Origin of the sequence: Nocardia terrae, from assembly GCF_009760405.1 — a bacterium.
GTDB lineage: Bacteria > Actinomycetota > Actinomycetes > Mycobacteriales > Mycobacteriaceae > Nocardia > Nocardia terrae.
The window spans coordinates 154,005-165,064 of the sequence record NZ_WRPP01000007.1 but is presented as its reverse complement, the minus strand read 5'-3'; the positions used below and the strand labels follow the sequence as shown (position 1 = coordinate 165,064).

Sequence of the window (11,060 nt, the reverse complement as noted above, 5' to 3'; positions counted from 1 at the left end):
GACATGAAGATCCTCGGCGCGGAGATCACTCTGACGGTCACGGACCCCCGCGAATCCAGCCGGTTCTTCTGCACCCACCTCGGCTTCCGCGAGTCGATCTCGGATGCGGACTTCGCCTGCCTCGAACGCGATGACGCCGACGTGGCGATCGTGCTGGTGCGCCGCGACCCGGAAGCACCGCCCCCGGCGACGGGCCCCGGGCCGACCGGGGTGCTGGTCTCGTTCGACGTCGCCGACATCGCCGCCGAAAGCGACCGGCTCAGCGAGGAAGGCGCACCCGTCACCGCACCCCTGCACCGCGCACCCGCCGGCCGCTGGCTGCTGCGCCTCACCGACCCCAACCGGGTCGACGTGCAACTGACGCAATGGGCGCCGCCCGCGGGCGCCTGACGAAACCCACTGCTCGAAAAGAGAATTCGATGGAAACCCGAACAACTCCGGGCGCGGCCGCCGACGCGGCCGCCCCGGAACGCAATCCCAGACGCTGGTGGATCCTGCTGGCACTGTGCCTGGCCACCCTCATCCTGGTCATCGACAATATGGCGCTGTCGGTGGCCGTCCCCGCCCTGGCCTCGGATCTGAACGCGAGCGCCCAGGACATCCAGTGGATCCTGGACTCCTACATGCTGGTGTTCGCGGGCCTGCTGCTCACCACCGGAAGTCTCGCGGATCGTTTCGGGCGCAAGCGGATCATGACCATCGGGCTGGCGCTGTTCGGGGCGGCCTCGGTGGTGGCGACCGTGGCCGCGAATCCACTGGAGCTCGTCGCGGCGCGGATCGTCATGGGTATCGGTGGCGCGCTCATCATGCCCGCGGGCCTGTCGATCCTGCTCAACCTCTTCGACGACGAGGAACGACACCAGGCCATGTCCGCCGCGGGCGGGGTGAGCATGCTCGGGCTCATCGGCAGCCCGGTGCTCGGCGGCGTGCTGATCGATCAATTCTGGTGGGGCGCGGTCTTTCTCATCAATATCCCGATCGTCGTGATCGCGCTGATCGCCACGGTGGTCCTGGTGCCCGAGTCGCGCGGTCCGTGGCAGCGGCCCGATCCGCTCGGCGCGGTGCTGTCCGCGGTCGGCATGGCGGCGCTGGTGTGGACGATCATCGAACTGCCCGACGGCGGGCTGGGCCGCGCGAGCACCGTCGCGGCGCTGATCGTCGCGATCGTCAGCCTGGTCGCGTTCCTGGTGTGGGAATCGCGGATCGAGCATCCGATGGTGCCGTTGAAGCTGTTCCGCGATCGCGACTTCGCCGGTGGCAGTGTGTCGCTCACGCTGGTGCAGATCGGCAACGGCGGCCTGCTGCTGGTGCTCACGCAGTATCTGCAGTTCGGGCTGGGTTATTCGCCCTTGAAGGCGGGAATCGCGTTCCTGCCCATGGCGGTCGCCGCGCTGGTGGCCAGCGGTGCGGGCGCGGGCCTGGGCCCGAAGCTCGGCAATCGCGCGCTGGCGGTGATCGGTCTGCTGATCATGGCGGCCGGGGCGCTGGTCCTGACCTCGCTCACCGCCGACAGCGGCTTCGGCATGGTCGCGGTGGCGCTGGTCGTGTTCGGCCTCGGCGGCGGCCTGGCCATGCCCGCGGCGATCTCGGCCATCCTCGGCTCGGTCCCGCCGGAGCAGGCCGGTGTCGGCTCGGCGCTCAACGACACCATCCAGCAGGCCGGCGCCGCGCTGGGGGTCGCGGTGCTGGGCAGCATTCTGGCCACGGCCTATTCGCACAAGATGCCGGATTCGGCGTCGGCGACGGCCCGCAACTCGATCGGCGACGCGCTCGCCGAGGCGGCGCGGACCGGCGACACCGGTCTGGTGCACGCCGCGCGGACGGCCTTCGCGGGAGCCATGTCGGTCACCTTCGGCGTGAGCGCGCTGGGTGTGCTGGCCGCCGCGATCCTCACCCTCGTCGCCCTGCGCGGCCGACCGGCCGAGCCGGTGTCAGCGGCGTGTCAGGCCGATATCAGCGCGGCCGAAGACAGTCATCCCCAGTCGGTAGTCGAAGTCTAGAAAAGGAAGATCCCAATGTTCGCTCTACTCGGGCGCATTGCCGTCAACCACCCGTGGAAGGTGATAGCCCTCTGGGTGCTCGCCGCCATCGCGGTGGTGGGGCTCGCGCCGAAACTCTCCCCCACGACAGACCAATCCGCCTTCCTGCCTTCGCATTACGAGTCCATTCAGGCGATGGATCTGCAACAGAGGGCATTTCCCGCCGACTCGACCCCCGCCGCGCTGATCGTGGTGGAGCGCACCGACGGCGCGGCGCTGACCGCGGCCGACACGGCCACCACCGCCGCCGTCGCGGGTGATCTCACCGGGCTGAACGTCAAGGGCGTCACCGGCATTCAGGTCACGCCCCCGTCGGACAACCGTCTGATCCAGGTCATCGCGGTGCAGATGACCAAGGTGACCGATCCCAACGACAAATTGCAGACCGATGCGGTGAAGGCGCTGCGCGACGAGCTGAAGAAGAAGGTCGACGGCACCGAGCTGAAGGCCGGCATCACCGGTACCGCGGCCCAGACGCTGGACCAGACCGAATCCGCCACCAAGGGCATGGCCATCATCGGCATCGCCACGGTGGTCCTGATCCTGGTGCTGCTGCTGATCATCTTCCGCAGCCCGGTCATCGCGCTGCTGCCGATCATCACCATCGGCGCGGTCTCGAGCACCGTCGGCGGCCTGATCGCCATGGTGGCCAAGGCGTTCGACCTGAAGGTCGACAGCTCGGTCAGCTCGCTGCTCACCGTCGTATTGTTCGGTGTCGGAACCGATTACATCCTGTTCCTGATGTTCCGCTACCGGGAGCGCCTGCGCGCCGGTGAGGACCCCAAGACCGCCATGATCAGCGCGGTGACCCGGGTGGGCGAGGCCATCACCTCCGCCGCGGGCGCGGTGATCATCGCCTTCATGGCGCTCACGCTGTCCACCCTCGGCATGTTCCGGGCCCTGGGCCCGGCGCTGGCCATCGCCGTCGCGGTGACCGCGCTCGCCGGTCTGACCCTGGTCCCGGCCATCGTCTCCAAGCTGGGCACCAAGGTGTTCTGGCCCTCCAAGGCGTGGCAGCGCGAGCCCAAGAGCCTGCTGTTCGCCGCGCTCGGACGCGGTCTCGGGAAGCGCCCCGGCCTGTTCGCCCTTGCCTCCGGCGCGGTGCTGGTGGCCCTGACCGTCGCCGGGCTCGGCTTCCACCCCACCTTCGACATGAGCTCCGGCTCCACCACCGACACGGCCGAATCCTCGGTCTACGGCAAGGAACTGCTGAAGGGCATGCCCGCCGGTGCGACCCAGCCGTCGCTGGTCTACCTGCGCTCGGACGCTCCGCTGGGCCAGGCGCAGCTGGGCACGTACCGCGCCGCGCTCGCGGGCACGCACGGTGTCGGTCAGGTCGGGGATCCGCGCCTGTCCGAGGACGGCACCGTGGCCGAATTCCAGGTGACGCTGTCCGATCAGCCGGAATCCGACTCGGCCCTCGCGACGGTGCGCGGCCCGCTGCGCGATGTGGCGCACACCGCGGCCCCGCCCGGTTCGGTCGCCTACGTCGGCGGATTGACCTCCGTCTTCGTCGATTTCAAGGCCGCGATGGAGCACGACTACAAGGTCGTCTTCCCGGTGGCGGCCCTGCTCATCGCCCTGGTGCTCGCCCTGCTGCTGCGCAGCGTCGTCGCACCCTGGTACCTGATGGCGTCGGTCGGCCTCGGCTTCGGAGCCACCCTCGGCGCGGCGGTCCTGGTCTTCCAGCACGCCCAGCACAATTCGGGTCTGATCTTCACCCTGCCGATCATCATGTACATGTTCGTCGTCGCCCTGGGCACCGACTACAACATCCTCATGGTCGCCCGGTTGCGTGAAGAGTCCAAGCAGGGCAACGATCCCCGCACCGCCGCGGCCCTGAGCCTGCGTCACACCGGCCCCACCATCGCCGCCGCCGGCGTCATCCTCGCGGGCACCTTCGCCTCGATGATGCTCGCCGGCAACACGATCATGTCCCAGATGGGCTTCGCCATCTCGGTCGGCATCGCCATCTCGGCCTTCGTCATGGCGATGTTCTTCACCCCGGCCGTCACCGCCCTGCTGGGCCGCGCGGCCTGGTGGCCGAGCCGCACCGGCCGCCGCGACGATTCGCAGTGGTACGACGAATCCGAGTGGCGGACAGAGCAGTACAGCTACCGGGCCTAGTCCCGCAGCCGTCCGGATCTGGCCAGCGCGACGGCGTTGACCACGATCGAGCCGAGCAGGCTGACGGCGAAGACGACAGCCGGTGTGGAAGCGGAGTTGGTCACCGCTGCCACACCGGCATCGTCGATGTTCTGCCCCTGGGAGTAGAGGAAGAAGCAGATGGCCAGGCCGCCGAGCGCCCAGCCCAGGGTGAGAGCGCGGAAGACGGTGCGCGGGTGCAGGAACGAGGTGAGGGCGGGCAGGGCCGTCAGGGCGACGGCCGAACCGATGAGCCAGGTGTAGTCGTTGCGCAGGAAGTGCCAGACGTCCTCCGCGGGCAGCCGCACGAAACCCAGGGACACGCAGCCGAGCAGCGAGAGCAGCAGGGTGACGATCGAGAACGGGTCGCGCGGGAAATGGAATTCGAGATGCAGCGAGTCGCCGAGCATGAGCGCGACGGCCGCGAGCACCCCGGCCAGCACCAGCGCTCCGCATCCGAGCACCGTCAGCCGTTCCCCCGACGCACCCCGGATCGTGTCCCCGACCAAGGTGTAGCCATCGCGGGTCCAGATGCTGTTCAGCCGCATCAGCACCGCGGCGCTCCACGCGCCGGCCAGCGACACCCCGATGATCAGGAATGCGCAGATCTCGCGCGGCAATCCGGGGCACAAGACCCGCACACCCGCGAGCGAACCCACGAACCAGCCCGCCACTGCCAGGCACACCGGGAACAAATAGCCTTTGTAGAGCATCGGATCGATGGCTCGGTCGACCTCGTTGTAGTGCACGAACGGCGCCATGAGAGCGGCTATGAGCAGGACCGCGCCGATGATCGACGCCAATCCGGCCAGCAGCGTGACGAAGTCCATGATCCGCTCGCGCAATCCGCCGGGCGGTGGCTTCGGAGGCCGTGCCCGCGTCGGCGGCTCCGAGCGAACCGTGGGCTCCGAGTGGACATTCCGGGCGAGGCCGCCACCGGCCGACGGTGCGGGCGCGGCGAGTGCGGAGCGGGCGGCGTTCGCGAAGGCGGTGCAATCGGGATAACGATCATCGGGCTCTTTGGCCATGGCCCTGGCGACCACGTCGTCCAGGGCCGGCGGCAGCTCCGGCACCAGCTCGGAGGGCCGCGGCGGCGGTGCGGTGAGGTGGGCCGAGATGACGGCGGCCTGATCCGAGCGCGGGAACGGCGTTCGGCCCGTGAGGATCTCGAAGAACGTGCAGCCCAGCGAATAGATGTCGGCCCGGTGGTCGGCCGGGGTCTCGCCGAATCGCTCCGGCGCGGCATAGGCGACCGTCGCGGTGGTGCCGGTGAGGGTCAGGGTGTCGTCGAAGGCGCGGGCGATGCCGAAATCGGTGAGCACCGCGCGCCCGCCCTCCCGATCGGACAGATCGACCAGGATGTTCGCCGGCTTCACATCGCGATGCAGCACGCCCTCGCGATGGGCGTAGTCCAGCGCGTTGCCCGCGTCGGCGATCAACCGCACCGCATCCGGTGCGGGCAGCCGCCCGCCCGCCTCCTCCATCAGCGCGGTGACATCCCCGCCGTTGATGTATCGCATGCACAGCCAGGGGATTTCGTCCTCGGGCGCACTGCGGTCGTAGATCGGCACGATGTCGGGATGCTCCAGGCGCGCCGCCAGCGCGGCCTCCCGGTCGAAGCGCGCGCGGCCCCGCGAATCCAGCGGCCCCGCGGCCATGCCGCCGAACACCTTCAAGGCGACATCCCGTTCCAGGCGCGGATGCCGGGCCAGGTACACCACCCCCATGCCGCCCGCCCCGAGGACCCGCTCGATCCTGAATCCAGCGAAATCCGCCCCCGGATCGAGCCGTACCACCGATGCCCCTGTCACTTCGTGTCATCCGACAAGCCGAATTCCCGTATACCAGCCCATCATCCGTCACGCCACCGGACCGTCCCGCCGCGCCTCTTGCGCGGGCGCGCATGATTGACGGATGCTCCCCACCGACCACCTGGACCGGGCCGACCGCCGACCGGCCGTGATCGACACGCCGCTGGGCATTGTCGGGTTCTCCGTCGCGCTCGGCTCCGAGGTGCTGCCGGCGGCGCCGGATACCGTGTGGCGCTTGCCGAACGGCTCGCAGCTGCACCGCTGGCGGCGCCCCAGCGCCACGGTCGATCTGCTGATCGGCAGCGTGGATCTGCCCGCCTGGGACGGCGGTGCGGCGGTTCCGATGTGGGCCACCGTCTGGCAGGTGTCGGCGCAGAGCGCGGTCCCCGGACTGGTGCTCGCGGCGGATATGAGCGATCTGCCCGCCGGCGCGCGCGGCGGCCCCGACACCGGCGAATGCCTCGCCGCCGTGAGCGTCGAGAACGAGCACTTCATGGTGTCGGTCGGCGGCGCGGACACCGAACTCCTGGCCATGCAGGCCGCGGACGGCCGCCTGCTGCCCGCCGATTGGGCGGACGTGCTGCCCACCGACGGGAACGACCTCGGCGAATACGGTGTGCGCTACCAGGATCCGGCCGGCATCGCCTGGCACCTGCCCGGCCTGGCCACCGGGGAGGTGGCACGACTGTGCGTCGCGACCGCCTGGTGCCCCCGCGACGACGACCGGCCCGCCGCCTGGTTCGCCGTCGATATCCCCCTCGACACCGCCTACCTGCACCTGACCTCCGATCACCGCCCCTGATCCGCGAGGGCGGCGCTGACACATTCGGTTCCCTCATTGACACGGAAGGGCCTCGCGCCCGGCGCGGGATTCGGCGAAGCTGAACGAAGTCGTCAGTCAGGAGGCATTCGTGAAGATCGGAATCATCGGAGCCGGGCATATCGGGGGAAATGTCGCGCGGCAGGCGGTGCGGGCCGGACACGAGGTGGTCGTCAGCTTCTCGCGTGATCCGGAAACCTTGCGGGCCTTCGCCGCCGAGCTGGGCGGGCAGGCCGTCGCGGGCACCCCGCGCGAGGCGGTGACCGGGGCGGAGCTCACGGTGCTGTCGGTGCCGTGGAGCATCGTCGATATCGCGCTGGAACAGGCGGGATCCCTCGACGGCACACTGATGGTGGACACCACCAACCACTTCGGCCCCGGTCCCGGCCCCGTCGCGGGGCAGACCTCGGCGGCGTTCAACGCCGCCCGCATGCCCGGCGCCCGCTACACCAAGTCCTTCAACACGCTCACCGCCGGATTCCAGGCGCAGGTGGTGGATCGACCCGTGGAAGACCGTGTCGTGCAATGGATCTGCGGCGACGACCCGTCCGCCAAGGAGCTGCTCGCCGCGTTCATCGACAGCCTGGGCTACCTGCCGATCGATCTGGGCGGCCTCGCCGACTGCGCGGTCATGGAATCGCCGCGGCGGCCCGGCTCGGTGTACGGCGAGGAATACCGCCGCGCCGACGCCGAGGCCGTGGTGGCGGCCGTACGCGCCGGGCAGCCCATTCCCCCGACCCCGTCCTACAGCTGAAAACCGCTGTGCAGAACGCGAATTCCGGTCCGGCGGGCAGCTTGCGCACCGTAGTGCCGGACGCGGGCGCGTGGCGGGACGCGCCGCTGGACTTCACCGCGCTGCGCGCGTTCCTCACCTTGTCCGAGGAATTGCATTTCGGGCGGACCGCGCAGCGGCTGTCGCTGTCACAGCCGCGCGTGAGCCAGCTGATCCGCGAGATGGAGCGGCAGATCGGCGGCGCGCTGTTCGTGCGCACCAGCCGCCGCGTGCGACTCACCACGCTCGGTGACGATCTGCTGCGCGACATCATGCCCGCCGTGGACCGCATCGACCGCGCGCTGGTCGCGGCCCGCGCCACCACCCGCGGGCTGCGCATCGGATTCCTCGGCCAGTTCGCCAGCACCCTCGACGCGGCGATCGCCGAATCACGCAGGCGGGAGCCGGATTTCGCGATCACCATGACACAGCTGCAGTGCCAGGACCTCTTCGGCGCGCTGCGGCGGCGCGAGCTCGACATGCAGGTGTCCCTGTGTCCGGTGCGGCAGGACGACCTCGTGGCGGGCCCCGTGGTCGGGGAGTATCCGCGGGCGGTCGCCATCGCCCGCGCTCACCCGCTGGCGACGCGACGCGAACTGACGCTCGAGGATCTCGGCGACATCGCGGCGGTGGCCCCGGCGCCCGATACGCCGCCGGAGCTGGTCCGGTCCTACTGGCCGCCCGAGCGCACCCCCTCGGGTCGGCGCATCCATTTCGCCGGACCGGCGCGCACCGAGGCGGAAATGCTGGGCACGGTCGCGCAGGGCGGGGCGGTGTACCTCACCTCGACCGCCATGGCCACCCACTTCACCCATCCGGCGGTGACCTATCTGCCGTTCGCCGGTCTGCCGCCGGTGCGCGCGATCCTGGTGTGGCACCAGGACACTCGTTGCGCCAAGGTGCGGGAGTTCGCGACGCTGGCCGAACACGCCTACCACGCGAATCGGCCCGTCACCCCGTGACCCGGGAGTCCGTCCCGGCCAGCGCGCGCACGGCCGGACTCGCCGCGCTGCGCACGAATTCGCAGTCGGCGAAGCGCTCCGCGCCGAGGGTGACGGTGAGTTCCACGGTGTCGAGGATCCGGTAGGGCCGGTTGTCGATGAGCGAGCCCAGCACCCGGCGCAGTCGCGACACCTCGGCCCGCACCGTGACCGCGTGATCGGCATCCCCGTAGAGCGCCTCGCTCAACTCGGTGACCGACATGCCCGCGCGTCCGGCCCGGTGCAACAGCAGCAGGATCTCGGCATGCCGGGCCGACAACCCGGTGCGCCAACCGGATTCGGGTCCGGTCACGATGACCGTCGGCACTCCCGAGAGCTCGAGCTCCAGCCGGATGCACGAGGAGTCGGCGCGCTGGCGGACCAGCCAGCCGTCGCCGAAGCGTTCCGGAACACACAGCCCGACACCGGGCACGTGCAGGGCGCGTTCACCGCGCGGGGCGGCAATGCGCCGGGTCGGCGCCACCCCCGAGGCGTGCGCGACCCACCCGTGCTCGTCGACCAGCAGCACCGGGCCGGTGCTCGAGGCGATGGCGGGTCCGGCGGCGGTGCGCAGCCGCTCCAGCTGATCCCGGTGCAGCGACTGCAGTTTCGATTCCGCCAACCGCGCGACCGTGGTGACCAGCGCCGTGATCGCCGGATGCAGGGTCAGCGCCGGACCACTGAGATCGATCACGCCGAGCAGCTCGCCGGTGCGCGGATCGTGGATCGGCGCGGCCGTGCAGTACCAGCCGTGCTGGGACTGCTCGTAGTGCTCGCCCGAGAACAGTTGCACGGGAGCCGCCTCCGCGAGCGCGGTGCCGATGCCATTGGTGCCCACCGTGGCCTCGGTCCAGACCGCGCCCTCCCGGAACCCGACGGCATCGGCCTGCAGCTTCACCCGCGTCGACCCCGACCGCCACAACACCACGCCCTCGGCGTCGGTCAGCACCACGATGAGCTGCGGATCCTCGGTGATCGACCGCAGCACCTGCACGATCTCCTCGAACACCGCCGCCAGCGGCGACCGCCGCCGCCGCTCGATCTCCTCGATCGACAACAGCATCCGGCTGTTCACCAGATCCGCGGTAAGCCCCGCCTCCCGCATCCGCGACCACGAGCGGGCGACCATCGGCCGCGGGCGCAGCGGGGTCTGACTCCCGCTGAGCACCGCGTCGTGCATGCGAATCAGCTCGCGAGCGTAGGTGGGTAGATCCGTCCCAGGCCGGATCGCACTGAAATCACCCACGGTTGTCCATTTTGCCCTCGAATTACGAACCAATTAGTCCATTTTGCTGGCCCGGGCCACGCATGTCGAATGCAACGCGATGCAACCCTTGCACCGCACATCGCCGCGCGGTTCGCTTGGAGGCCCCGACGACCTCCCCCGCGGCCCCCTCCCCCACTCTCGCTCCACCTCTAGGATTTCCAATGTCTGGCTCCCTCACCGGTATACAAGCCATGGACGACATCTCCGGAGATTCGCGATGACCCGGCCCGAGAACGAGTGCGGTCCGGCGGTTACCGCGCACCTGCCGGCGTACGTTCTGGACAACTCCGGGGTTTGCGACCAGACTCGGCATCGGCTGGCCATCGCCTCCGACCTGCCGAATTGGACGCTCTCCGAACCGGAGTCGATGGTGCCCAGCGACCGCTACCTGCGGTTGTGGGAACTGGTCGAGCACGAGACCGGCGATGCCGCGATCGCGGTCCGGGCGGCTCGCGCATACACGCCCGGCCAGCTCGGCATCATCGATTATCTGCTGCTCACCGCGCCGACCCTCGGTGCGGGACTGGCATTGTCGAGCCGGTTCATGGAGGCGTGCTCGACGAACTTCGAACTCACCGCCAGCGCGGACGAGGACCCCGACGGCAACACCACGATCGACACCGTGCTCAAACACGGCGGCGGTCGCGGCTGCGAGCTGACCATGCAGACCGGGTTGGGCGGACTCATCGTGAAAATGCGCAAAGCCACCGGGCGGCACGTGGTTCCGCAGGAGGTGCATCTGCGGCAGCGGCCCGCGTGCGGCGCCGAGCTGACCGAGCTCATCGAACTGTTCGGCACCCGCCGCATCGAATTCGGCGCGGCGACCAACCGCGTCGTCGTCCCCAACGCGGACCTGGCCGCGCCGCTGCTGCGCGCGGACCCGGTCCTCAACGGCATCCTCACCCAGCGCGCGGAGATGATGGCCCCGCCCCGGGTCCTCACCTGGTCCGACCGTCTGCAGCAGGAACTTTCGCAGATGCTCGACGACGACGGCCCGATCACCATCGACACCGTCGCCCGCCGCCTGCTGACCGGCCGCCGCACCCTGCAACGGCGCCTGGCCGAGGAGGACACCTCATGGCGCAACGAACTCGAACGCGCCCGCCGCCGCCAGATCACCGACCAGCCCGCCGACATCACCCAAGCCGAACGCGCCCGCCGCATCGGCTACGCGGACGCCCGCTCGCTACGCCGCGCCCAGGTCCGCTGGCGCACCGTCAGCTGAT

9 protein-coding genes are annotated in these 11,060 nt (G+C 69.9%); 7 read left to right on the top strand and 2 right to left on the bottom strand.

The window, feature by feature from the left end:
- Window positions 1-3 precede the first annotated feature (3 nt).
- Genes GPX89_RS31635 through GPX89_RS31625 form a run of 3 tightly spaced genes read left to right on the top strand, consistent with a single transcriptional unit; the run spans window position 4 to window position 4,166 of the window.
- A complete protein-coding gene (locus tag GPX89_RS31635; RefSeq protein ID WP_157391381.1) occupies window positions 4-390 on the top strand; it encodes a VOC family protein in 387 nt (128 codons plus the stop codon).
- A 29-nt stretch (window positions 391-419) separates the two neighbouring features.
- Window positions 420-2,000, top strand: coding sequence for an MFS transporter (locus tag GPX89_RS31630; RefSeq protein ID WP_157391380.1), 1,581 nt, complete (start codon window positions 420-422; stop codon window positions 1,998-2,000).
- Window positions 2,001-2,015: 15 nt separating this feature from the next.
- Window positions 2,016-4,166, top strand: coding sequence for an MMPL family transporter (locus GPX89_RS31625; RefSeq protein ID WP_157391379.1), 2,151 nt, complete (start codon window positions 2,016-2,018; stop codon window positions 4,164-4,166).
- Here the strand turns inward: GPX89_RS31625 and GPX89_RS31620 are convergent.
- Window positions 4,163-5,995, bottom strand: coding sequence for a serine/threonine-protein kinase (locus tag GPX89_RS31620; RefSeq protein ID WP_157391378.1), 1,833 nt, complete (start codon window positions 5,993-5,995; stop codon window positions 4,163-4,165). The genes GPX89_RS31625 and GPX89_RS31620 overlap by 4 nt on opposite strands.
- A 103-nt stretch (window positions 5,996-6,098) precedes the next feature.
- On the opposite strand from GPX89_RS31620, the gene GPX89_RS31615 reads away from it, so the two are divergent.
- The 3 genes from GPX89_RS31615 (at window position 6,099) to GPX89_RS31605 (ending at window position 8,549) form a co-directional block, all read left to right on the top strand.
- On the top strand, window positions 6,099-6,797 hold the full coding sequence (locus GPX89_RS31615) for a hypothetical protein (protein WP_157391377.1): 699 nt from the start codon (window positions 6,099-6,101) through the stop codon (window positions 6,795-6,797).
- Between the two features lie 109 nt (window positions 6,798-6,906).
- On the top strand, window positions 6,907-7,569 hold the full coding sequence (locus tag GPX89_RS31610) for an NADPH-dependent F420 reductase (RefSeq protein WP_157391376.1): 663 nt from the start codon (window positions 6,907-6,909) through the stop codon (window positions 7,567-7,569).
- A gap of 41 nt (window positions 7,570-7,610) precedes the next feature.
- Window positions 7,611-8,549, top strand: a complete 939-nt coding sequence (locus GPX89_RS31605; RefSeq protein WP_198347686.1) for a LysR family transcriptional regulator — start codon at window positions 7,611-7,613, stop codon at window positions 8,547-8,549.
- On the opposite strand, the gene GPX89_RS31600 is transcribed toward GPX89_RS31605, so the two are convergent.
- Window positions 8,539-9,813 carry a helix-turn-helix domain-containing protein gene (locus GPX89_RS31600; RefSeq protein WP_328602507.1) on the bottom strand — a complete coding sequence of 425 codons (1,275 nt, stop codon included), beginning with the start codon at window positions 9,811-9,813 and terminating at the stop codon, window positions 8,539-8,541. The two genes, GPX89_RS31605 and GPX89_RS31600, sit on opposite strands and share 11 nt — an antisense overlap.
- A 238-nt stretch (window positions 9,814-10,051) precedes the next feature.
- On the opposite strand from GPX89_RS31600, the gene GPX89_RS31595 reads away from it, so the two are divergent.
- Window positions 10,052-11,059, top strand: a complete 1,008-nt coding sequence (locus GPX89_RS31595; RefSeq protein ID WP_157391374.1) for an AraC family transcriptional regulator ligand-binding domain-containing protein — start codon at window positions 10,052-10,054, stop codon at window positions 11,057-11,059.
- Window position 11,060: the final 1 nt, after the last annotated feature.